The organism is Nostoc sp. TCL240-02 (assembly GCF_013343235.1).
Lineage (GTDB): Bacteria > Cyanobacteriota > Cyanobacteriia > Cyanobacteriales > Nostocaceae > Nostoc.
In genome coordinates this window covers 2,557,093-2,582,348 of record NZ_CP040094.1, presented here as the reverse complement: position 1 = coordinate 2,582,348, position 25,256 = coordinate 2,557,093, and the positions used below count along the sequence as shown (strand labels likewise).

17 protein-coding genes are annotated in these 25,256 nt (G+C 40.3%); 5 read left to right on the top strand and 12 right to left on the bottom strand.

From position 1 onward, the window contains the following. Window positions 1–85: 85 nt before the first annotated feature. Window positions 86–994 (bottom strand): gamma-carotene 1'-hydroxylase CruF, encoded by a 909-nt coding sequence (gene cruF / locus FBB35_RS10895; protein WP_174709651.1) that lies wholly within the window; start codon window positions 992–994, stop codon window positions 86–88. A gap of 417 nt (window positions 995–1,411) precedes the next feature. On the opposite strand from cruF, the gene FBB35_RS10890 reads away from it, so the two are divergent. From FBB35_RS10890 to FBB35_RS10880, 3 genes are read left to right on the top strand one after another with little or no spacing between them, the layout of a single operon-like run. Further along, on the top strand, window positions 1,412–2,497 hold the full coding sequence (locus tag FBB35_RS10890; protein WP_174709650.1) for a PotD/PotF family extracellular solute-binding protein: 1,086 nt from the start codon (window positions 1,412–1,414) through the stop codon (window positions 2,495–2,497). 27 nt (window positions 2,498–2,524) lie between these two features. Continuing rightward, window positions 2,525–3,418: an ABC transporter permease gene (locus tag FBB35_RS10885; protein WP_174709649.1), complete on the top strand. Its 894-nt coding sequence runs from the start codon at window positions 2,525–2,527 to the stop codon at window positions 3,416–3,418. Between the two features lie 52 nt (window positions 3,419–3,470). Then, on the top strand, window positions 3,471–4,199 hold the full coding sequence (locus FBB35_RS10880; protein WP_174709648.1) for a Uma2 family endonuclease: 729 nt from the start codon (window positions 3,471–3,473) through the stop codon (window positions 4,197–4,199). Between the two features lie 17 nt (window positions 4,200–4,216). Here FBB35_RS10880 and FBB35_RS10875 read toward each other — a convergent pair whose 3' ends face one another. The 8 genes from FBB35_RS10875 to FBB35_RS10840 form a co-directional block, all read right to left on the bottom strand. Continuing rightward, window positions 4,217–7,846, bottom strand: coding sequence for a hybrid sensor histidine kinase/response regulator (locus FBB35_RS10875; protein ID WP_174709647.1), 3,630 nt, complete (start codon window positions 7,844–7,846; stop codon window positions 4,217–4,219). A gap of 26 nt (window positions 7,847–7,872) precedes the next feature. Continuing rightward, complete coding sequence (locus tag FBB35_RS34570; RefSeq protein WP_254625909.1) at window positions 7,873–8,019, bottom strand: hypothetical protein; 147 nt, start codon at window positions 8,017–8,019, stop codon at window positions 7,873–7,875. A 207-nt stretch (window positions 8,020–8,226) separates the two neighbouring features. Further along, window positions 8,227–11,535: a GAF domain-containing protein gene (locus FBB35_RS10865; RefSeq protein ID WP_174709646.1), complete on the bottom strand. Its 3,309-nt coding sequence runs from the start codon at window positions 11,533–11,535 to the stop codon at window positions 8,227–8,229. A gap of 126 nt (window positions 11,536–11,661) precedes the next feature. Further along, window positions 11,662–12,135, bottom strand: a complete 474-nt coding sequence (locus tag FBB35_RS10860) for a chemotaxis protein CheW (protein ID WP_174709645.1) — start codon at window positions 12,133–12,135, stop codon at window positions 11,662–11,664. Window positions 12,136–12,263: 128 nt separating this feature from the next. Further along, complete coding sequence (locus FBB35_RS10855; protein ID WP_174709644.1) at window positions 12,264–12,626, bottom strand: response regulator transcription factor; 363 nt, start codon at window positions 12,624–12,626, stop codon at window positions 12,264–12,266. A gap of 806 nt (window positions 12,627–13,432) precedes the next feature. Next, entirely contained in the window at window positions 13,433–14,623 is a 1,191-nt protein-coding gene (locus FBB35_RS10850) for a response regulator (protein WP_174709643.1), read from the bottom strand. A gap of 504 nt (window positions 14,624–15,127) precedes the next feature. Continuing rightward, on the bottom strand, window positions 15,128–16,054 hold the full coding sequence (gene murQ / locus FBB35_RS10845; protein ID WP_174709642.1) for an N-acetylmuramic acid 6-phosphate etherase: 927 nt from the start codon (window positions 16,052–16,054) through the stop codon (window positions 15,128–15,130). Window positions 16,055–16,157: 103 nt separating this feature from the next. After that, a complete protein-coding gene (locus FBB35_RS10840) occupies window positions 16,158–16,586 on the bottom strand; it encodes a DUF3110 domain-containing protein (RefSeq protein WP_174709641.1) in 429 nt (142 codons plus the stop codon). Between the two features lie 260 nt (window positions 16,587–16,846). Here FBB35_RS10840 and FBB35_RS10835 point away from each other — a divergent pair, with 260 nt between their 5' ends. Next, window positions 16,847–22,780: a translocation/assembly module TamB domain-containing protein gene (locus tag FBB35_RS10835; RefSeq protein WP_174709640.1), complete on the top strand. Its 5,934-nt coding sequence runs from the start codon at window positions 16,847–16,849 to the stop codon at window positions 22,778–22,780. A 363-nt stretch (window positions 22,781–23,143) separates the two neighbouring features. On the opposite strand, the gene FBB35_RS10830 is transcribed toward FBB35_RS10835, so the two are convergent. Then, complete coding sequence (locus FBB35_RS10830) at window positions 23,144–24,073, bottom strand: carbohydrate ABC transporter permease (protein ID WP_174709639.1); 930 nt, start codon at window positions 24,071–24,073, stop codon at window positions 23,144–23,146. Between the two features lie 119 nt (window positions 24,074–24,192). Here FBB35_RS10830 and FBB35_RS10825 point away from each other — a divergent pair, with 119 nt between their 5' ends. Further along, on the top strand, window positions 24,193–24,858 hold the full coding sequence (locus tag FBB35_RS10825; RefSeq protein WP_254625908.1) for a GIY-YIG nuclease family protein: 666 nt from the start codon (window positions 24,193–24,195) through the stop codon (window positions 24,856–24,858). A gap of 31 nt (window positions 24,859–24,889) precedes the next feature. Here FBB35_RS10825 and FBB35_RS10820 read toward each other — a convergent pair whose 3' ends face one another. Together FBB35_RS10820 and FBB35_RS10815 are read right to left on the bottom strand one after the other, a co-directional pair. Continuing rightward, window positions 24,890–25,039, bottom strand: coding sequence for a hypothetical protein (locus tag FBB35_RS10820; protein WP_174709638.1), 150 nt, complete (start codon window positions 25,037–25,039; stop codon window positions 24,890–24,892). Between the two features lie 27 nt (window positions 25,040–25,066). Then, complete coding sequence (locus FBB35_RS10815) at window positions 25,067–25,222, bottom strand: hypothetical protein (RefSeq protein ID WP_174709637.1); 156 nt, start codon at window positions 25,220–25,222, stop codon at window positions 25,067–25,069. Window positions 25,223–25,256: the final 34 nt, after the last annotated feature.

Sequence of the window (25,256 nt, the reverse complement as noted above, 5' to 3'; positions counted from 1 at the left end):
GGTATCGGGCATTGGGCATTGTTTATTCCCCTGGTCTCCATAGTTCCCAGTCCCTAGTCCCTAATCCCCAGTCCCCAATCCTAGGCTATTTCAAGGCAACTTCAACCTTTGCTACTGATACTTCTTTGCTTACTGGTTCAACAGCAACTTGAGCGGGTGTGGTTGAACTCCTTAACCACAGAGCCACGGCGGGAGCGACACCAAGCAATAAACCGAGCAATACAGGGATGGAGAACCCAGCAGCCAAACTTAGTCCGGCGGCGAAGGCAAAGTTAGTCAAATAAACGACTAAGGGTAGATTAAGTTGCGATCGCTCTAATTTAATTGATGTGTTTCTCCACAACAAGCCTGCCACACTCATAAACAGGGCGCTAGTGCCAAACCAACCTGCATAGTTCTGGTAAGGTGTGCCAAAGAAAGCTCCTGGTTGTTCCCAATACCAAAAAGGCAGAGAAGTTTGACTCATAGCTGGCTCAAGGGCAAAATCCCAGCAAGTGAAGAGTAAAGCACCAACAGCTATAGCCGCAATATGGCGACCCCAACTGGGCTTTTGAGCCACTTTCAAACCAGTTCTCGCAATTAAATAAGACGACAGTCCAACATAGAACCAAGACAAAGGAATTGTGAAAGGAACTAGCCCTGCAATCTTATAACCCAAGCCACTCAAGTAGCTATAATCACCAAATGGAAAACCTGTGCTAGTTCCCAGTAGTTCACTTCCCAAAGAGATAAACATAGCCGGCAGCATAAATGCTAGCCAAGTTCCCAATCCCAGCGTCCGGTAGGCATAAATAGAGACAGCTATTGTCCCTAAGATGATATCAACTACACCGCCACCAGCCATACTTAACTGTACGGCAGTTTCTCCAACCTGCGATAAGTTGAAAATTATGTCGGCATTAGGTATGACCAGTAGCATCCCTACCAGTCCGAAGGCTTTTGACACGATATGACCAATCAGGCATACGCGCTCAACGATAACAAGTTGTCTCATGATAATTCCTTAACAAGATGTGACACGCGGCTACTCGGCTGCTAACAGTTTACAAATGTTTAACAACATATTTAAATACTTTGTGCCGCAATTCTCTACAAACTTGTTTGGCTTTCTTGGTAAGAGCATAACAGCCGATTGATTGAAGCTATAAGAAATATGATGATAAACCTTCTAGTTTAAGCTACAGATTCAAAATCTACATAATTCCATCTGCAAAAAATTCTGGGTTTTTGTCCTACCGATACCCGTATGATAAAAAATTCCTTCCATCCAGGGATCTCATTGAGTGAAGAAAACTATTATAAATTAACTAAGCCCGAAAGTAAAGAATGATACATTTATGCCAGAAAATTAGGCCAGGGAATACGAAGTATACCGTAATCTAGAAGTTGTCGATGAATATCTTCTAACTTAATGGCTAACAGACGGCGATTTTTAAAAGGGGTGGCAGCACTTTCTAGCTTATCTTTAGCTGGTTGTGGCTGGAGACTGGCTGAAGTCCGTGCTAATTCTAATACGAATGGTCAACGTGACCAACTTTATGTATTCACCTGGACACAATATACTGACAACCAATTGCTGAGAACTTTTAGCACTCAAACTGGTATGAAAGTGCTGGCGGATGTGTATGATTCCAATGATGTCATGCTGGCCAAGTTGCAAGCTGGAGGTGGTGGCATTTACAGCATCATCAACCCATCTGATTACATGGTGCAGAAGATGGTAAACAAAGGTTTGTTAACAGAGATAAATCACGATCGCTTAATCGGTTTAGAGAATTTATTCCCCCGATTTCAGAATCCTAGCTATGACCCCAATAACCGATATAGCATCCCGTTTAACTGGGGGACAACAGGTTTGCTTTACAATTCCGAAAAAATCAAAAATGCACCACAAGACTGGGATTACCTTTGGCAAAACCAAGAAGAACTTAATCAACGGATGACCTTGCTTAATGATGTTCGAGAAGTTATGGGTGCAACCTTACGGATGCTAGGTTATTCTTACAACTCCAAAAACGAACAAGAAATCAAACAAGCTTATGAAAAGTTGAAGGTGCTAAAACCTGCGATCGCGCGTTTTGACACTGACGCTTGGCAAAATCAAATTCTGGCAGGAGATTTGCTATTAGCAATGTGCTATTCAGCAGATGCAGTAAAAATTGCTCAAGAAAACCCTAAACTCAAATATGTGATTCCTCGCAGTGGTTCTTCATTATGGACAGACACTATTGTTATTCCCAAAACAGCCCCTAATTTAGCTGGAGCTTATGCTTGGATCAACATGATTTTACAACCAGAATTAGCAGCCCAAATCAGTCAACGCTTGAGTATTTCTACGCCTAATAGGGCTGGATTTGAGCAATTGCCAAAAACAATCCAAGATAATGCTAATTTATTTCCCGCAGAATCACTTTTAGCAAACTGTGAACGTGTTACTCCTGTAGGAGACTTTGAAGAGGTTTACGATCGCTATTGGACTCAATTAACTAGCAGTTAAAATAGTTAGGAGTTAGATTTATAAGTAATGAATATTGAAAAAAATGGGATTTCCCAAATAGAAAAATTGCCTCGCCTATGGGGAAATTGGCTGCAACCTTTGATATTACTTGCACCATCGGGGATTTGGTTATTACTTTTGTTGGTGCTGCCAACTTTGATAATTTTCGAGTTAAGTTTAGTTGCAGACATTCGTCCGGGAGATTTGGTTAATCCCAACGGATTCCAAAACTACATCCGAATATTTGACCCACTTTACTTACAAGTAATTGTGCGATCGCTATTTTTTGCATTGGGCACTACAATAATTTGTTTAATTTTAGGCTTCCCTGTCGCTTATTGGATTGCTCAGATAGCGCCGCAGCGTTGGCGAAATTTGCTGCTATTAGGCTTTGTCTTACCTTTGTGGACTTCCTCGTTACTCCGCTCTTATGCTTGGATTACAATTCTTCGCCCTACTGGTTTGCTGAACAGTTTACTCAGCACTTTCGGTTTACCTACTTTGCAATTACTTAACCAGAGTCAAGCTGTATTTATTGGTATGAGTTACAGCTTGTTACCCTATATGGTTTTGATTTTATATGCGTCTCTCGAAAAGCTAGACAAGCGGTTGTTAGAAGCGGCAGCTGATTTAGGTGCAAATCCGGTAGAAACTTTTTTCCAGGTAACTGTACCGCAAATTCTGCCTGGAATTACGGCTGCTTCTATGCTTGTATTCATCACAGGCTTGGGGGATTTTGTCGATCCAGAATTACTTGGTGGTGCTTCTAGTATGACGGCAGCGCGGTTAGTTTATAACCAGTTTCTGGGAGCCACCCAAAATTGGGGGTTTGGTTCTGCTTTAAGTATGACGTTAATTTTGCTTGTTAGTATTGCGATCGCGCTTTTAATTAAGTTTGGCGAACCTGCACCCAAACGCTAAACTTTTTCGCTCATTTATAATAAGGGCATCAAACGCCAGCGAGACAACGGTTATGCTCTCACCTGACCTCAAAAATGCGTTACCAACTACTGATGAACTTCCCTGTTCAGACGATACACCAGTGGATAACGAAGATCAAAACTTTTTGCCCAACATTTTACTTTTCTTACTTAACTCTATTTGGGCAAATCGCCTAAATTGGTACTTTGGAGTAGATATGGGCGTTTATCACACCACTGGAGTAAATCCTAGAGTACCAGTAGTGCCAGATGCTTTTTTAAGTGTGGGAGTAGAGCGCAAAAAGGGAGGTAAATCACGCAAAAGTTACGCGGTTTGGGAAGAAAATGGGATTGTTCCAATATTCACATTAGAAATGGTATCCCATACCCCAGGAGGTGAATATGAAGAGAAGCTAAATATATATAAAAAACTGGGTGTATTGTACTACGTAATTTATAACCCTGAGTTTTGGCGACGTGACCAACATCAACCCTTTGAACTGTATAAATTGATAGATGGAAGTTACCAGCTACAAATAGGTGAGCCTTATTTTATGCCAGAAGTGGGGTTAGGTATTGGGCGACACCAGGCTGTCATTGCCGGCATACAACAGGAGTTTTTATGTTGGTATGATGAGCAAGGAAACCGCTATTTGACAGATGCAGAACAGGCACAACAAGAGCGACAAAGGGCTGAAGAAGAACGGCAAAGAGCTGAACAATTAGCGCAGTATTTACGTTCTCTAGGTGTAGATCCAAATAATTTACCTGGTAATCCGTAATTAATAATTACGGATTTTTAATGATTTACCATCATGAGCAAATCATTTAAATCATCTGCATTACTGTTAATTAACCCCTTAATTGTAGAAAGAAATTCATTTTCTAAATAAGGCTTAGTTAAGTAAGCTTTTGCACCCAATTCTTGAGCAAGTTGGCGATGTTTTTCAGAGCTGCGAGAAGTGAGAATCACCACAGGGATTTTTGCTAATTTGGGGTATTGACGGAAATTGCCCAACAACTCAAAACCATTCATTCGTGGCATCTCTAAATCGGAGACGATAACTTGAATTTCTGGATGTAACTGCAACTTTTCTAGAGCTTCTACACCATTTTGAGCTTGTATTACTTGATAGCCTGATTTTTGTAGAGTGAGAGAGATAGTTTGGCGCAGACTAATTGCGTCATCTACTACTAAAACAACTTTTGGTGATTTATAATCTGGCTCTTGAGAATAATGGAGTTGGGTTTCTATAGTTTTTATGGAAGTAGATGCAGTAAGTAATGGTGTAGATGCAAAACTGTCTCCCGATATCGCCAAAGCTTTTTTATTTGAGGGAGAAGCTACTGGTAACGCCATGATATCAAGTGTTGTTTGTTGGATATCGCTAGACTTGACCAGCAATGAAGCATCAATCACTAAGATGAGATTACCATTGGGTAAACTACTACAACCATAAACATATTTTGGCGGTGCGATCGCATTTCCTAAAGGTCTGATTACCAGTTCTTGTTCACCAATTATTTGGTCAACTTCTAAAGCAAACATTCCCTGATTTCGTCGGAGCAAAATCACTGGATTTTTCGCTATGCTTGGGTCGTCAGTATTTGATGGGTTGTATGGAGCAGCATGATTCAAGAATGAATTATTATAATGAATCAATTTTGAAAGTTGACGGAGGCTGACCATAGTCTCATCACTGTCTGTGTTCCAATGCAAGACTTTTTGACCTTCAATTTCTTTAATCTGCTGCTCGGAGGGAATTAATATTTTTTCGATACTGTCCAAAAGAAGGGCATAAACAACACCTTTGGCTTGAACTAGCATTAATTTTTCTGTAGTCATAGAAAAAGGGATTTTGAGTATGAATATTGTTCCTTGGTTGGGTAAGGATTGAACTGAAATTGAGCTATTAAGTGCGTTCATCTGAGTCCGTACAATATCTAAACCCATACCGCGCCCAGAGATTTCAGTCACTTTCCCAGCGGTAGAAAATCCAGGTAAAAATATCATGTCCAAAAGTTCAGGTTCGACCAGATTGGAAGCATAGCTTCTAGTTTTTTCTTCAGTTTGTATAGGATAGAATTCAGCAGCTTTTGTGCGAATTCTGTCTAAATTCAATCCCTGACCATCATCCCGAACTTCGATAATAGTGTGGCTACCCTGATGATAGGCGCGTATTTCTATTAGCCCTTGTTCTGGTTTCCCAAGCTCTCGGCGAAGTTGCGGAGCTTCAATCCCGTGGTCAAAAGCATTACGTACTAAATGTAACAATGGATCGTAGAGTTTTTCTGCGATCGCTTTATCTACTAGTACTTCAGTACCAGTAAGCTTTAATTCTACAAGTTTGGCATAAACATTCCCAAACTTATTTACCATCTGGGGGAAACGATTTAGGATATTGCCCAAAGGCAACATTCGTGCTTCTACTAAGCTTTCTATAATATTAAGAGTTAAATTTTCTTGTTTATCACTAATTTGAGCAGCCTGTGTCACAAGCAACTCAAGAGATTCTGTGGTTTCTTGTATTTGCAGTATTTCCTCTATTGTTTCATGCAATGTCGCATGGAACTCTGTATATACATCCATTTCTAAAGAGTCAAATTTAACTGCAAAATTTTGCGTTTGTTGTGAGGTAATATTTGGTATTTGTAATGGCAAATCACGTAATTCATTTAAAGTTGTTTGGTGTCTAGTAATTTGCCGTGTTAATTGATCGATGATTTCCTTGACTTGTACATCTTGCAAACTACGTCGTTTCTGGTAAATCAGTAATTCTCCAGCTAAATAATTGAGGTGGTGCAGTCTCTCTGTATCTACTCGAATAAATGAAGGTTGGCGAAAGTTTTTAGTTTGAACATACTGTGATTTATCTTCTATTTCTTTGTTGATCTGTGTAGCTAAATCAGGCATAACTTCAATGGCTGTTTCAGTAACACCTATAGCTACCTGCTCATTTAGACTTAATGAATCAACTTTTTCTGAATAATCATAATTTGGGGTTGTCATCACTAGCTCTGTTAGGTTTTGGCTAACTTCTCCTCCCCATATTGTCTCTAGTAAATTATCAGTAGTTTGAGAAGATACAGATTTAGATATTTCTTTAAAAACTAACAGTTTTTGCAGTTTGGGAATATCAAGCCAATTTTTCTCTTCGTTAGTAACAGGAGGATAGCTTTTATATTCTTGTGCTAATCTATGAATTCGGTTTTGTAATATTTTAATGACCGAGATATAGCTGTCAGATTTATTAACAGAATTCTGAAACTTTGTGACGGCAAATAAGATGATTAAAATTATCCCATGTCTATAAATACAAAGACTTTGGCTATCTTGTTCATCTTGAACAAAATCAATAAATTTTCTCAGCCAATTTTCAATATAACCAAGTAGATTTTCTTTTCCTAATCTGGGAACAAGTAAATCTAAATTTAGCTCTGATTTTGATATTTTTATCTCATGATTAAACCAACCAAAAATATAGCTAATTACTTTCAGATAAAACTTGGCAGTTGTTGGACTTACAGATTCATTTTTATTGTTATCGGATGTAGTGAGAAAGTAGTAAAATTGCTCTTCATTGATAAAAAATATGTCAGTAGATGAATTATATTGTAATTTTTCAGGTAACTCATTATTTGCCACTATCGTGAATTTTCGCAAGGCTAGAGAAGTCTCTCCACCAGATGTGCGATCGCCTTCTAATACTAATTTTTGTGCTTGTTGCAAATCTGCAAGGGCAATTTCAGCGATTTGCTGTACCTGAGTGGGATTTGCTTGCAGCGCTGATAAAATTGTTTGAGAAATTTTTCCCAATCCAGGCAAATTTAGAGATTCTGCTAAACCGAAAAATACCTCAGCTTGGGACTGTAATAATTCAATAAATTCGTTATTATTTGGTGGATTGTTAACAGCTTCAGCAATACTGTTTAGACGTTGCTCTACTCCCACCTCAAAAACTGACTGGACAATATCAAATCCCAATTCCTCAGAAGTGGGAATATGAGCCTCATCACCAAATGCATCACCTAGCTTTTCTTGTAATTGTGAAAACACTGAAGTTGCGCGATTTATTAGTTCTTCATCATTCACCGTGCTGCCTATTAGCTCAGTATTTAATGCTATGCTAAGACACTCATAAGCTTGCAATAAAAGTGTTTGTAGCTCGGCATCAATTACTACAGTTGGGTTATATAAAGCCTTAAATACATCTTCTAAAAAATGGGCTATCATCTTAATTACTTCTAGCCCAACATTAGCAGCGCCACCTTTAAGTGTATGAGTAGCCCGCATTAAGTTATGAACTTTAGCAGTGCTATAACCTTCTGATAAGCTAAATAATTCTTGTTCAATAATCTGTACTAATTCTGGGGCTTCAGCTAGAAAGTAAATGTATCCTTGTTCGCGAATTTCGTTATCCGTAATCATACTTTATATTTTGGATTTTGGATTTTTTACGTAAAGTTTTTATTGATGCAATTTGATGCCAAAATTTCAATGTTTTCTGACATCAAATTGCTTAGTTTTTCTAGTATTAATAAACCAATTTCAACAATAAGTTCCATCCAATAAAGACTTTCATCGGCTTCTTCCTCTACCAAGATGAGTTTAGTAATGACATCGTCAGTTGACTCCCCACGACAAGCTGATAATTAGCTTTCACAGATGTTGCTGAACTGATTAGCTGCTTGCCAATTACATCTGCCGTTCGGTTTATTGAAAGGGCTTGTAGTAAGCGGATTACTCGCAATGCTAGCTGCTTTTTCTACGCTTAAAATCCTCCTCACTCATAATCCAAAATCTAAAACTTATTTGACTTTAAACTTGCTAGCAGTTGTTAATAGTTCTTGTGCCATTCCTGATAAATCTTGAAACACAGTAGCAATTTCTTGAGATTCAGCAAAAGTTTTATTAGCAATTTCTGCTACATCTTGCATTGATTTTGTAACTGTTACAGATTGGGTCATTTGTTTTTGAGTCGCTGCGGTAATCCGCTCAATTAGCTGACTAATTTCGGCAGTTGCAGAAACGATCGCATTTAAGTTTTGCCGAGTATCATTGACAAGATTTGTCCCTTCTACCACCTGCTGAATACCAGTTTCCATTGCTACTGCTACTTCTCCGGTTTCTGCTTGAATATCCTGGACTAATTTTTCTATTTCGATGGTTGCTGCTGCCGACTGGCGAGATAAAGAACGGACTTCATCAGCTACCACTGCAAAGCCTTTGCCATATTCACCGGCACGGGTGGCTTCAATGGCTGCATTCAAAGCCAGCACGTTTGTCTGTGTAGCAAAATTACCAATCAAATTAACTACTTTGGAGATTTTTTGCGAAGATTCACTGAGGCGTTTAATCTTTTTGCTAGTTTGAGCAACGGTTTCACGAATTCCTTGGATTGCTTGTACAGTCAGATTCATCGCTGTATCGCCAGACTCTACAGTTTCATTGGCTTGTTGCACCGCAACTTGCACTAACTCTGCATTCGCCACCACAGCTTGAGTAGAGTCCACCATCTGTTGAATTTCGCCTAATGCTGCGGTAATTTCCTCAGATTGTTGTTGCGCCAGATTAGTCAGTCCCGCCAGTGAAGCTTCGCTTTTGGTAGAAGTTTGAGCAACTTGTTGAGCAGCCCCTTGTACTTGAAGAACTATTTGCCGCAGCGCTTGCAGGGTATTATTGTAAGCATCAGCGATCGTGCCTAGTTCGTCTTCTGTAATGGGTGCGCGTACTGTTAAGTCACCGTTAAGGGCGGGTCTAAGGGCTGTTAAGAGTTGAATAGATCGTTGTTGTAGTAACTCCTTGGCTGCCTTTTCTCGTGTTGCTGCTTCTGCTAATTTTGCTGACTGTCCTTGTACCTGCTGCAAATATTCGGTATGTTGTAATGCCAGTCCTAACTGGTTCCCAATGCGTGCTAACAACGTGACTTCTGATTCTTCCCAATCACGAGTTCCAGAGTTTTGATAAGCTCCGAGCAATCCCCACAATTGTTCCCCAGCAAATACAGGAACAATTACATAAGCTTTGACTTCAAATTGCTCTAAAATTTCAATGTGGCAAGGAGAATGACCTACCTGATAAATGTCATTTACAACAAAGCTTTCATCTTGGCTATATCGACCTCCCTGAGTTTCTTGCAAGTGGGTATCTTCCCAGACGGTTTTGATATCGGGACCTACTAGTTTTACCCAAGTATGACCTACTGATTCCGCTACAAATTCGCCAGTCCAATTAGGGTTGAATCGATAGACGGCAACGCGATCGCATCGCAGTAATTGCCTTACTTCTTGAGTGGTTGTTTTGAAGATTTCTTCTACATCTAAAGACTGCCGGATGCGGTTACTGATCTTGGTGACAGCTTTCTCTTGTTCTGCTATCTGAGCTAGTTTTTCAGATTTCAACCGCACTAATTCAAAATAATCTATCTGTGATTTAGCTAGGCTAAATTGCAAGCTAGTCTGAACCAAAAAAGTCACTTCCCAGGTTTGCCATTCACGTGGGCTAGAATTTTGATAAGCTGCCAGCAAACCCCACAATTTATCCCCAAAGAATATAGGAACAATTATATAAGCTCTGGCTTCAAACTGCTCTAAAATCTCAATATGGCAGGGAGCAAGCCCTACTTCATAGATATCGTTAACGATAAAGTTTTCACCTTTGACATACCTACCTCCCTTAGTATCTTGCAAGTAAGTATCGTCTAAAACGGTTTTAATATCAGGACCTACCAGTTTTGTCCAACCAGTACCCACAGACTCAGCCACAAATTCACCGCCCCAGTCAGGGTTAAAGCGATAGACGGCGACGCGATCGCATCGTAATGATTGACGCACTTCTTGAGTAGTTGTTTTGAAGATGCTATCTACATCTAAAGATTGCCGGATGCGTCCTACTATCTTAGTAAAAGCTTTTTCTTGTTCAACTATTTGAGCTAGTTGTTGAGATTTCTTATGCATTTGTTCGAGATATTCACCTTGCGAGATAGCCACACCAAATTGCAGTCCAATTTGGGTGACAAAGCTTTCTTCCCAAGGTTGCCAATCACGAGGCCCAGAATTTTGATAAGCTCCCAGCAAGCCCCATAATTTCTCTCCAGAAAATATAGGTGCAATGATGTAAGCCTTCATTTCATACTGCTCTAAAATCTCAATGTGGCATTGAGCATGACCCATTTTATAGATGTCTTTAGCGACAAAGCTTTCACCCTTGGCATAACGTCCTCCCTGGGTGTCTTGCAAGTGGCTATCTTCCCAGACCATATAAAAATCAGGGCTGACCATCTTTATCCAGCCATTACCAACTGACTCAGCGACAAACTCGCCACTCCAGTCAGGTTTAAAGCGATAGACACCGACGCGATCGCATTTTAGTAATTGACGTACTTCTTGAGTAGTTGTTTGAAAAATCTTCTCGACATTCGATGCCCGCAGAATTTTGTCGATGACTTTAGCTACAGATTTTTTTGCTAGTATTCGCTGTTGTTCTTCTCTTTTGAATTCAAAACTCTGTAATTTGTAGAGCAGTTCTGTTGTAACTTGAGATAGCAGACTAATTTCTGTTTCTTGCCACTGTCGCGTTGAATAGCAATTATTTACTGCCAATAATCCCCAGACTTTACCTTCTACTACTATCGGTAAACTCAAACTAGCTTTGATTTGAAATTTATCTAGTAGTTGCTTTTGATAAGCGGTAAGTTGAATCTGATTGATATCATCAATAACTACAGGTTCGATATAGTCTTGGTTGGTATATAAACCAAAAATAATTCCAGGAATATTTTCGCCTAGAGTCGGTGTCCAACCTAATGTTCGAGATTCTGCTAAAACATTACCTGAATCAAGGGAAGTGAACTGATAGATTAAGGCGCGATCGCACCCAATCTTTTCTCTAATTTGCGTTACAGTAATTTTGAGCAGTGTATCAATATCTGGTGTTTGATGCAGATGAGTTGCGATGTCTTGCAACTGTCGTCGCCAAGTTTTAAATTCCTGAGCGATCGCATTTAATAAAGATATTTCATGACTAGCAATATTTGCTATATTAGCGTTCCCATTCAAATTTTCTACTTCAGATATTACATGCTCATTTTCATGGCTATTGCTATACAAGAATGTCATTCGATTAACCTCAAGTTTTGTTATGGATAATAAGTGGATATTTGTCAGGTAATGATGAACTATTATTCGCTTGTTAGGCATTAAAAATTATTAAATAATTATGCCCAATCACTTATTTTCAAATTCTCAATTATGAATTTTCCAGATGGGAGCTTGGATAATCGTTATAGCATCCAAATTAAAAATCATATCCTCGGAATCATTAATAAAGTATCCCTGCAAAAAAGGTGATATTTTAGGATAAAATAGTTCAGTACTTGGAGGTTTCATTTCCTGAATATCAAGCCATTCAATATCTATCAACTGTTTCACCAATAGTCCTAAATACTTACCATTGTTTTCTAAAACAATCGCCATCATTCGTGAAATTAAGTTTGCTCCTTGGGAAATTGGTGGATAACCTAACATTGCCTCTAAATCTACTAACCAAAGCATCTCACCACGCCAGTTGTAAATACCCAATACGCTACTAGACATCTGTGGAACACCACATATTTCAGGTAATGATACTTGTAAAACTTCTGTGATGTGTTGTAACCGAATAACAGCTGTATCTTTTACTCCCAAATTAAAACTTAAAAACTTTTCCTTAGTTTCCAAAGTTATTTATCCTTTTTTTTTGATTGTTTATCTCTAGCCACTATTTACATTTATTATTCGAGCTTGCAGATGTTCTCTATTAGAAAGAGTGGATTTTAATGTTAGCTTATTGATTGAAACTTTACTAATTAATGAATTAATCGCTTTAAAATCACCACTAATTCCTCTCGATCGATTGGTTTCGATAAATAACCATCAGCGCCCAACATATTACCCCAAATTTTATCTACATCACTATTTTTGGTAGAGCAAAAGACCACAGGTATTTTGCTAGTATTGGGATTATTTTTCAGTTCTCGGCAAATTTCAAAGCCACTTTTTCCTGGTAAAATTACATCCAGAAATATGAGGTCTGGCTTGTTTTTGTCTATTTTGTCTTGAGCCTCTTCGCTGCTGGTGGCACTAATTACAGAATAACCTGCCTGTTGCAAGTAACGGCTGATTATTTCCATATCTGTTAAGCCATCTTCAACAACTAAAATAGTATTCATGATAATTACCCTTTAAAAAGTTTTAAGAATGTAGACAAATTAGATATACAAATCCTAAGTAATTCATGAACAAAGACATGCAGGAATTACGCACAAAAGATTCCCCAATTCCCTTAAAAAAAGGGATCTAGTGGGAGTGCGCTAACTAGGTTTTAGGTTTTAAATTTGTAATTCCTGACATAGAAAAGACTAGAGACTAGCCCTAACCCCTTTGTCATAATCAATATTTCACAACTCAAATAGGACTGCTATAAATACAACTTTTTGTATTTATCTAATTTTGATTCAATCTTTATCTATTAACCTCAGAAAAAGTACGTAGCGGACAGAATTTAATATATATATTTGTGAATATTAAAGAATTTTATCTCAAAAGAATAAAAGCATTATTCGTCATAAGTAAGCAGTGATTTTATAGAAATATAATCAAACTAAATATTTACAAAGAATAATTAAGTAGCTTTCATACTGCTACCTAATTATTCCTTCTGAATTCTGGTTTGTTTTTATGTTTATGGACGCGAGAAAGTCTATAGGTTGTAAAAATTTGGTTCTGGCTATTACTGAGTTATAGTCCAATACTGAGAAATGAAATTTTTAAGCCAATCAGACTAACTGATGATTAATTATCAATAAAAATTATTCATTCTCTCTAATTACAGACCTATCTAGAACTTATATTCTATATTTTGAAAAACTTAGTCCAACCCAAAAAGGCTCTTTTCGCATTGCTTATTGTCTATTACTAGTTGAACCAAGTAACTATGGCTACGCCAGGCTGCGCGAACAGAAATCAAAGCGGATTCCTATACATTGGCTTTACTCTTCTCAATGGGAACACTCAATGTAGGTAAATATTTACGTATTATACTCATTACCTTGTCAGGCGCTACGGGTTTAGTAATAAAATCTGTAGAACCAACTACTTTGGCACGAACTCTATCTAAAAGACCATCACTGCCTGTTAATATAATCACTGGTGTATTGGCAAAGGCTGATATTCGCCGCAACTGAGTGCAGATTTCATAACCACTGGCAACTGGCATAATCAAATCCAAGAAAATTAGGTCTGGTTTATCTTGAATCAGAGTTGGGAGTGCTTGTACAGCGTCTTGAATTTTAATAAACCTTAGTCCATTGGAAGTAATGATATCCTCTAGCATTTTACAGACTTGAGGGCTATCATCTACGCAGGCCACTAATGGAGCATTCGGTTTCTTTGGTTGTGTAGTGGGAGGCTTATTATTAGTCTCAATCCCTACTAACGGCATATCAGGTACTTCTACCAATTCGATGATTCCTTTAAGGATATAAGGAAGCAACGAACGGGTGAGTGGTAGTACACTCTGCTTCATTTTCACAGCTAAATCTAAGAGAGTGAATTTGCCATTGATTAAATTCAAAAAGTTTTTGTAGACAGATAGACTTACCATCTGCTGGAGTTGTTCTGGTCGCCGCAAAACCGGTGCTAAATTAGGAGAAAAATTTGCTAAACCAGCGGCTGACCAAGTTTTCCATGAATCTTGCATATGCTTTACAGACATTTCTGCACTCGTAAAGCTCATTGGTGTTTCGAGGATAACTTCTTGGCTGCGATTGCAAGTTATAGAAGCAAAATTTCCTTGCAATGCTAAGTCAAATAGTAATTCTGCTATGGTGTTTTCGGCAATAGACTGAATCTGTTCTCTCTGAATTTTCTGTTTTTTATAAAAGATTTCTAAAAGGCGGTAATCCCAGTAATCTATTGATACGTCTTGTGAACGCAACAGCAATTTATCAACATCAATCTGAGGACAGTTTTGAGCCATGTGTCTACGCCAACGCCGGAAGGGATGAGTACCTCCTGTTGCCCAAACAATACGTCCCAGGCGATAATAAAAAGTCCATTGGCCACCCTTTGAACTTTTAATATTTAATTTGCCATTATATTGCAGTTGAGTACAAGTTTTAAATTCATTAACTAAATTATTTGAAAGAATAAGTTCCGAGTGGGTCATATTTTATTCCTACTATTAAAAAGCCAGTTATTGAAAAACCCACACTAGTTGTATAGTGGTCAGAAGACACATCAAAATTGATATATAGCGGTCAAAATCAAGTTTATTAAAATCAATGTATGATGAGAAAGTAGCAAAGTTCCTGTTAATCTATAAATCCGATTTCATACAGTTTGTTATCGGTAGACTTTATGAATCAAGTAGCTTGCTAGATTCCACATCATTAGGAGGCATTCAGTATTAACAAATTATTTTAATAATTTTCATACGGAATTATATCCGTATAAGTTCTGAATTTTTGTTTAAAATAATTAGTAATATTTAGGCATTTTTAACTTCATTTATTGAAATTGGTTATGAATGTTAACAATATTTATTTAAATTTACATTTATTAATACAAGTTTATTGAAGCGAACTTTTTTAATGAATATTATCTTTAAAAAAAGGTGTGCTACTCAAACAAGTAGCAGCCACCTATAGAGTATTTCTTTAGGAAAATGTCTTTAAGATTGGTTGTGGTTTTGATAGCTCATAACAGCTGCCCTAAGATTACTTTGGTGTTCTGAAAGAAGCCGATCGCTATCCTCTTTTTCCAAACCAGTCCAGTGCATTAATAATGCCAGTTTAACCCACTTGCCACTACGTTCTAATAAAAAACCAGCAGCTTCCCGACTTAAGCCTGTGAAGTCTTGCAATATTCGTAAAGCGCGATCGCGTAACTTTTGATTTGTTACTGCCACATCCACCATACGATTACCATAAACCTTACCTAGTTTAACCATTACTCCTGTGGAAAGCATATTTAAAGCTAACTTCGTGACTGTACCAGCTTTCAGGCGAGTTGAACCGGCGATGATTTCTGGCCCTGTCAATAGGCGAATGTCAATATCGGCATCAATGCTAACTTGTTCAGCCGGAACACAGGCGATAAAAATAGTACTGGCTCCCCGTTGACGAGCCGCATGAATGGCCCCGTGGACATAAGGTGTTGTCCCACCAGCAGTAATACCGACGACTACATCTAGCTGGGTAATGTGTCGCCCAGCGATCGCAGCTTCACCATCTTCGATGCTATCTTCTAAATCCTCCGAACTGCGTACCAGCGCACCTGCACCACCAGCAATAATCCCCTGTACCAACTCTGGGGGCGTACAAAAAGTAGGTGGACACTCAGCAGCATCTAGCACCCCTAACCTACCACTTGTGCCCGCACCAATGTAAAATAAGCGTCCTCCGTGACGCAAACGCTCTGCGGTGCTATCAATCGCTTCAGCCAACTGAACTTTCGCAGCTGCAACCGCCGCAACTGCTTTTTGATCCTCACTATTAAACAGTTCTACCAATTCCAGAGAACTGAGCTGGTCTAAGTTAAGACTGTTAGGATTTACCAGCTCGGTTAAAAGATGCCCACGTTCTTGCAAGTTTGTCATTTATCCTTATGTCCTTTGTCCGTTGTCCGTTGTCATTAGTCAGTTAGCGACCAATGACCAGTGACCAATGACCAATGACTAATGACTAATGACTAATGACTAATTAAAGCAATCCTTCCAATTTGCGACGCATCTTCTCTAGTTCAGAATCAGATAATTCTGGTTCTTCTAGTGGTTGTTGATTGAGAGGGAAGCTGTCTTCAACAGTATCCTCCTTCTGGGCATTTGCTTGCCAGTCAGTTTGTTCTACGTTCAGTTCTGGGGGAGTGACAACTAAATTGCTGTTTTCTGGGATTATTTCCCATTCATACCCAGCACTTTCGCAAAATTCCTTGATTTCCTCAGCATCGATTGGCTCTGGTGTCGGTGCGGGGAAATCCTGAGCTTCCAACATTAGGGCAAAGCGCGTGGCATCGTCTTCTGACTCGAACATCAGAATTTTATTGCGAGCGCCTTCCCGAATCGTGTGAATCCCCTCATTCTCCGTTCGAGCATTAAAAATCAACACAAAAACACGCATTGGTGTAATCATCTGTCTTTTTTAAGGTCTATTCATATTAAAGTTCTAGGTTGTACCTCAAGGAAAGTCACAAGAACAATTTTCACTCTATTCAGATTTTCCTGAAAACGCCAATATTATTAAGCATAAGTATTGGATCAAGCAAATACCGTAACTTAACGAATGAGGTCTTTGCTTTACTTGGCGTATCCTGGAAATGGCATACTGAATCAATGTGTCAGTTAATGCTTGTGTGTGCCAGCAACATCCGGCAATTAATACAGTGAAAGCAAATGACTAAATCTCCCCATCAAGATATTCACTCCCCCTCCCCTATCCGCAAGCGTCTGTGGTTACTGGTGTTGAGTCGGGGTAGTATTGCCTTGAGTGGACTTTTACTGTTAGGAGTTGTCATCGGTATTTGGCGGTTGTGGACTTTTGTCCAAACAGAGTTAACGCCGTTGGCACAACAAAGTCTGACTACTACACTCAACCGTCCGGTAAAACTGGGAAAAGTCACACAATTTTCGTTAACGGGAGTGCAGTTTGGGGCTTCGGCTATCCCAGCTACACCCACAGATCCAGATCGGGCGACAGTCGAATCTGTAGAGGTGGGTTTTAACCTGTTACAACTAATCTTTAACCGCCACCTAAAGCTAGATGTAACTTTAGTCAACCCAGATATTTACATTCAGCAGGATGAGCAAGGGCGCTGGGTTTCCACTAGCATCGCGTCGTCAGGTGGAGGCGGTGCAATTAAAACTGATTTGGACTACTTGCGATTTCGTAATGCCAAGCTGGCCTTGATGCCGCAGGAGAGAGGAAGGGAGGTAGGGGAAGCAGGGGAGGGAATATCTTCTGCGTCTCCTGCCTCTCCCGTAACATTTTCTCAACTTAACGGTTCTGCCCAACTTTTAGCAAACAACCAGTTAATCAGGTTTGAAGTGGGGGGGCAACCAGACAGTGGTGGCAATATTTCCATTCAGGGAGAGACACGTTCTAAGGTGCTAGCGGGCAACTTTCAAGTGCAAGCACAAGATTTACTGGCTGCGGATATTACTCGGTTGATTAAGTTACCAGTAAACTTACAGGCGGGTCGAGCCAATGGCGACTTGTTAATTCGGTTGACACCAGGGCAACAGACTTTATTATATGGAAATGCGGCTGTGCAAGGGGTAACACTTCAGATACCCAAAGTCCCGCAACTGTTGAGCAATAGCCAAGGAAACCTCCGTTTTCAGGGAACGGAGTTGCAGTTAAACAATGTTACTACCAACTACGGCAAAATTCCTGTAGTGGCTACGGGAATCATCGACACTCAAGCAGGTTTTAAGTTGGCAGGGCGGGTAAATGCGGTGAGTTTGGCTAATGCCCAGGATACCCTCAAGGTAAAACTACCTGTGCCGATCGCTGGACAAGTACAAGCAGATTTGCAGATTACCGGATCAACTAAAGAGCCAATTCTCTCAGGCACAGTTGCCACAATCCAAACTGCCCGCATTGATAAAGTTGATTTTAATAGCATCAGTAGTAAATTTGAGCTTGTTACTAGTTCTAGTTCCTCTTTAATTACCCTGAAAGATATTCAAGGTAAAGCCAAAATTGGTGGTGATATCACAGGCGCTGGCACAATTCAACTTGGTAAAACACCTCGACTGGATTTAAATTTTGCTGCCAAGAATGTTCCAGGGGATGCGATCGCCAAAGTTTATGAAACAACACCTGCGTTCCAAATCGGCAATGTCTCAGCTACAGCCCAATTAACTGGCGCTCCTACCAATGTCCAAACTTTGGTACAATTTCAAGCTCCTAATGGAACTTACCCCGGAACTGGTGAAGTTGCGATCGCTCCAAATCGTAACGTCTCTTTCCGCAATGTGGCTCTTAATGTCAGTGGTGGTACAGTCCGGGCAACTGGTAGTTATATTGATCAACGTTGGCAAGCTGTGGCTGTTGCCTCTAGGGTAAGATTAGAACCCTTTGTAGACAAAAGTCAACTGCAAAATGTCTCTTTGGCGGACGCACAATTCAATGGTCGTCTCATCCTCTCAGGAAACACCGCACCATTTAAAATTGCCACGATTCGCACTGATGGCGCAGGAGTTCAAATTGGTGGCGGCACAGTTGCAGTTTCTAATGTCCAACTGCAAGACCAAAGCTTCTCTGCTCAACTTGTAGCTAATGGTGTGCGATTAGGGCAAATTTTGAAACAGTCTCCCCCAGCTTTAAATAATCCTTTGGCGGGTACGTTCCAAATCGTAGGTAACAGAGATAACTTCAGCTTGAAAACGCTCCGTGGCAATGGTGAGGGTAGCCTTGCTATTGGCGGTGGTAAAGTTACAGCTAAAAATATCCAAGTGGCTAATGGTGTCTATCAGGCGCAAGTTCAGGCTAAGAATGTACCTGTGCAGCAATTGGCAAAAGTACCAAAGCAGTTTCAAGGGGCGTTAAGTGGTCAGTTTGACGTAGCGGGTTCTGTTGATTCTTTTAAACCGCAAACTATTCAAGCCAGTGGTCAGGCGCGGGTAAATGTTGCGGGTGGAACTATTACGGCCTCTAATATCCAACTTGCTAATGGTATCTATCAGGCGCAAGTTCAAGCGAATAATGTACCTGTGCAGCAATTGGCAAAAGTACCACCGCAATTTAAAGGGACGTTAACTGGTCAAGCAAATGTAGCGGGTTCTGTTGAATCCTTCCAACCTAAAGCTATCCAAGCCAACGGTCAGGCGCAGATAAATGTTGCAGGTGGGACGATTACAGCTAAAAATATCCAACTTGCTAATGGTGTATACCAGGCACAAGTTCAGGCAAATAATGTTCCCGTACAGCAATTGGCAGAAGTACCACCGCAGCTACGAGGGACGTTAACTGGTCAAGCAAACGTGGCGGGTTCTGTTGAGTCCTTCCAACCACAAACTATCCAAGCCAGTGGTCAAGGACGGCTGGATGTTGCAGGTGGAACGATCGCAGCTTCTAATATCCAATTGGCTAATGGTCGCTATCAAGCTGTAGTTAATGCTGACGGTGTGGAATTAAATCGGTTCAATCAGCAATTGCGGGGTCAATTTGGCGGTCAGTTACAATTAGCTGGCAATGTTGGATCGTCCAAATTAGCGGATGTGCGTGCTGCTGGACAGGTGCAATTATCCCAAGGTATCCCTGGTCTTGAGCAACCCCTGACAGCTGCGATCGCTTGGAGTGGTGAAAGGCTGACCATTGAGCGAGCAACTGCTCCCGGTTTAAGTGTGACTGGTAATATATTAGCCAATGCAAAAAAGGCAGGCATACCGGAAATTACGGCATTAAATCTCAACGTCCAAGCGCAGAATTACAACTTAAAACAGTTACCGATTAATCTTCCTAATCAGGTTGCTGTGGCGGGTAGAGTCGATTTTAATGGACAAATTACTGGTAAGCTGCCCTTGCCAAATGTGGTAGGACAAATTAATTTACGAGACTTAGTTGTTCAAGATATTGCTTTTGAGCCGTTGTTGACTGGAAACATTGATTCAGCCCAGGGACGCGGTTTAAATTTGAACTTGGCGGGTAATCGCGATCACTTGGCGTTTAATTTAGATGCCAATAATCGCCCGAAATCCTTCTTAGTAAAATGGCAGGAAGCATCAGCCACAGGTAACGTTCAAGGGAATGATTGGGCGCTCAAAGTTGCAAATTTCCCCTTACAAATATTGAATTTGACACCGCCACCCATTACTCGACTGGGTGCTGGTAAGATAGCTGGGTTGTTAACTGGGGATTTGCTGTTTAATCAGCAGACATTGGCAACAACGGGAAATTTAGCGATCGCTAATCCGCAGATTGGCCGACTTAAAGGCGATCGTTTAGCTGCTCAATTCCGCTACGGTAACGGGAAAGGCACACTCACCAGTAGTGAATTTGTCAAAGCTAAAAGTAGCTACGCCCTTGTTGGTACTTTTGCCCAAAGTCCTAAAGGCCCTCAACTACAAGGTAAACTGAACGTCAACCAGGGAGAGATCCAAGATGTTCTGGCTGTAGCACAGATATTTGATTTACAAAATTTACCAGGTGGTTCACCAGAAATCTACGGCACAGCAGAGGATCTAACCACCACCCCCCAAGGAGCGCCAAATCAACCCTTATTCACCCAAATCCAACGGTTTTCTGAAATTGCAACTTTGGTAGAAGAACAGGAAGAACAGCGACTTAATTCCACTCCAATACCAGATTTAGCAGACTTAAAGGGGACTTTCAACGGCGAAGTGGCTGTGAATACAGCTACAGCCAATGGATTATCAGTAGATTTTAAGTTGAATGGACAAAACTTTGCCTGGGGTAAAAAGGAAGAACGAAATCGTTATTATACTGCCGATAAAGCGATCGCTGAGGGCAGCTTTGAGAACGGTGTTTTGAGTTTGCGACCTTTACGGCTTGAATCTGAAAATAGGCTGATTGCCTTTACGGGTAATGTTGGTGGTGATGAACAATCTGGACAGTTCCGGGTGAATAATTTTCCGGTGCAACTACTGAATAATTTTGTAAAACTGCCAGTTGGAATTACAGGGAATCTTAATGGTACAGCAGCTTTAGCAGGCAGCATTGCTAACCCCCAAGCTAGAGGGGAATTGCAAATTACAGACGGATTATTGAATCAGAAAGCAATAGAATCAGCAAGGGCAAGTTTCAGCTATGCCAACGGACGCTTAAACTTTGGTAGTACTGTAGCAGTTGCAGGGCCAAAACCTGTTGATATCACTGGCAGTATCCCTTATAAATTGCCTTTTGCTTCGGTAGCACCAGACAGTGAGCAAATCAGTTTGGATGTGAAGTTAGAAAACGAGGGATTGGGACTGTTAAACGCATTGACTAATCAAGTGGTTTTTGAAAAAGGTGAAGGAGAAGTAGACCTTAAGGTACGCGGAACATTGCAAAAACCCCAAGTAGAGGGAATTGCTAATGTTAATAATGCTACTTTTTCAGCCCAGGCATTGCCAGGTAAGCTGAGACGTGTCACAGGTAAAGTGCTGTTCAATTTTGACAGCATCTTAGTAGAAAATCTTCAGGGTAGATTTAGCCGTGGGAAGGTGGAAGCTGCTGGAGAAATTCCCATTTTCAACAATCAGAACGTGAGTATCACCAATCCCCTAACCGTTAATCTAGATCAGCTAGCCTTAAATCTCAAGGGACTTTACCAAGGAGGCGCTAGCGGCAATTTGCAGATTACTGGTTCTGCCCTTAACCCGGCGATTGGCGGTAAAGTAAGTTTATTTGACGGTCAGGTATTGCTGGCAGAATCTACCGATACGACTTCATCTGCAAATAGTAGTCTCGGTGTATCACCCACAAAAGATAATAAGCAGAGTAAAGCTGAAATTGGGAATGGCAAGGGAAATGCGTTGGCTCAAGGCTTGCCGTCAGGTATCGCTAGATTTAATAATCTAGATTTAGAACTCGGTAAAAATGTCCAAATTACCCGTCCCCCTATTCTCAACTTCCGCGCCACTGGTAATCTCATCGTTAACGGCTCGATCAATCAGCCCGTACCCGATGGTACTATCCAGTTAGAACAAGGAGGGGTGAATTTATTTACTACCCAATTTAATCTTGCTCGTGGCTATAAACACACCGCAACTTTTAGTCCCTCTGAACCCCGCGACCCCAACTTAGATATTCGCCTATTTGCCAAAGTTCTGGATGTAACTCAAAGTAATGACTTCGGTAAAGTAAATTCCACAGGTTTATCAGCCTTAGAGAGTGTTCGAGTCGAGGCCACTATCAACGGTCTAGCCAGCAAACTCAATGAAAATCTAGAATTAACAAGCAGTCCGTCACGTAGTCAAACCGAAATTGTTGCTCTTTTAGGAGGTGGATTTGTAGACACCCAAGGACGTGGTGACAGTACTTTGGGACTGATCAACATCGCAGGTTCGGCTGTGTTCAATAATTTTCAGTCTGCTTTTAACCAGATTGGGAGTACCTTTGGTTTAAGTGAACTGCGGATATTCCCTACCGTTATTTCTGAGAATCCCGAAGCTGGTAGGAGCAGTTCAACTTTGGAATTAGCAGCCGAGGCTGGGGTCGATATTTCTACCAAAATATCTGTTTCCAGTATTAAGATTTTGACAACAAATGATCCCTTCCAATGGGGTGTTAATTACCGGATAAACGATGAATTTCGTGTGCGTGCTTCCACTAATTTAACTGATGATAGTCGTGCAGTAGTGGAGTATCAAACGCGGTTTTAAATTCTGTGTTTTATCGTGCAGACTTATTTACATTCAAATTAAGCTTTTATGCAAGTTAAGCAGGTCTATAATAGCATCAGTAGGGACAGATTTTAGAAAAGAAAAGCTGTTACCTCTTCTTGAGTCTGATATTTTCCCTCACTCCAAACATCAGCTATCTGTTTACCCACTCCATTAATATCCTCTCAATTTTATGGGCGGTAATACACTGAATTGCATACCTAGTAAAGGTAATTCAAGTCTGCCAACCTTTCGGAACTGAGTGCTTTACAATGCCTATAGTCGATTCATTGTCTCAAGCACTGATAACTAAGAATATAAAATTTTGTATCAGCTTTCAAAATTTCGGAAATTAAGTAAATATTAGATTGTGATATTATCTCCACCCTCTTGATTGACAAATAATCGCAAAATTGATAATCCTAAAATTATCAAAAATAGCACTAAACCAATTGTGCAAGCATAGCTGATTTCTAAGTTACCAAAAGCTTGCTCATATAAATAATAAACAATCGTTTTGGAGCTACTGAGTGGGCCCCCTTGGGTCATAATGTATACTTCTTCAAAAACTTTGGTTGCAGAAATCGCTGAAATCACCGCTACTAATGCTAAATATGGCTTCATCAAAGGTATGGTAATATCCCAATGTTTGCTGATACCATCAGAACCATCGATCGCAGCAGCTTCGTATACATCAGCAGGAATTGATTGCAACCCCGCTAAATAAATCACCATATAGTAGCCTAGTCCCTTCCACACGGTGACAGCCATAACGCTGGCAAGAGAAATTGGTATAATGCCAAAAATTTTTGCTGGGCTCGTTAGCCAAGGAATACCTTCTGGAAAAAGCCCCAAAGCTTTTAGCAACTGATTCAGTAATCCATTTTCTGCATACAGCCATTTCCAAGCTATTCCTGCAACCACCATTGAAATTACCACTGGGGTGTAGTACGCTGCTCTAAACCAATTCATCCCCCGCAGTTTCTGATTTACCAAAATTGCTAGCACTAAGGGAGCAATTACCAAAATTGGGACTACGCCCACAAGATATAAAAAAGTGTTTTCTAAGGTTTTCCAAAAAACTGCATCCTTCCAAAGTTTAAGAAAGTTGGCGAAACCTATCCATTGTGGCGGCTGGGCGATATCTTCATAGCTAGTAAAGCTGAGGTAAAACGCTTGCAGCGCAGGCAAAAAGACTGTTAACCCCAAAAGAACCAAGGCAGGTAGTAAAAATAAATAGGGGGTAAGTCGCTGTTTGATGAATATCCAATTTTTAGGTGTCAATTGATTCATATAAGGTCTAATAGTTGTTTTCGCTTTGTCAGCAATAATTTGGGGATATGAGTAGATTTAAGCTTCAATATTCTAAAGGCATATATTTGCAATTTGCTGTCGTAACTCAGAGATTAACTATGATGGAAACTCAGCACAACCCGCCCATTGAACATCAAAATGTCCCCATAAACCACCGTGGGCTACATGAATTTTTGTATAGTTCCGACGACGAACATACCGCCACTGAGGTGAGTATAACCCCTGAGATGGCAAACAATGGTACTGAAATCATTGACCTTGAAGCTTGGAGTGCATCTGCTCAGAACACTAAAATTGCAGGTGTTTACGCAGTATTAGATGTAGAACGCCGCGTGCAGTATATTGGTTATTCTCGGAATGTGTTGCTTTCGCTAAATAGTCATGTCACCCAAAATGGTCAGCAAAAGTGCGCTTTTGTGCGCGTGCAAGCATTCAAGTTCCCCAAGCGTCAAGATATGGAAGATTTGCGAGATGCGTGGATAGCAGAACTCGAAACCACACCACTTGGTAATGGAACCGATCATGAAATGTGGGCTAGTACGGTAGGGGAAGCTGCAAAGGCGGTAATGTCGGAGGTGGAACGTCAAGCTTATGAGGAGAAAAAGCTAAAGCTGCGGAAAGCAATGGCTGACACAAGCCTTTCTAAAGAATTAGAAACAATAGATGCGAGTATAGCCGAACGTCAGCGTCAGCTTGAAGCTGCTGTGACAAATGATGATTGGAGTGTAATTATCGACGCACAGACACAAGAAACCAAGTCCTAGCTAAATGTCTAGTTTCCCCATTAATGAAGAATCAGTGTTTTAGGGGATGGAGGTGCGATCGCAGTTTACATAAGCTGCCATAGAAAGTAATTAAATTGGAGCGATCGCTTTCTGTTACCAGTCTGAGATATCCTCTAGCTGTTGAGACTCTTTGCACTGCCGTTAATTGGTAAATTTTCATTACCACCGACCGTTGATGTTGTACTATCTAGAACCTTCTTAATTTATTGTGTAGTATTTCAAAATTCATTGCTACTACATTAGGCTGGAGTGCGATCGCCCCTATATGCCTCAATGCAATACTTGCGATCGCTGCCTTTAACGCTCTTTCATCACTTTTTTCTATCGCTTTGAGAAAAAACAATATTTGCTCCTATCGTTTAACCAGCGTACATTAA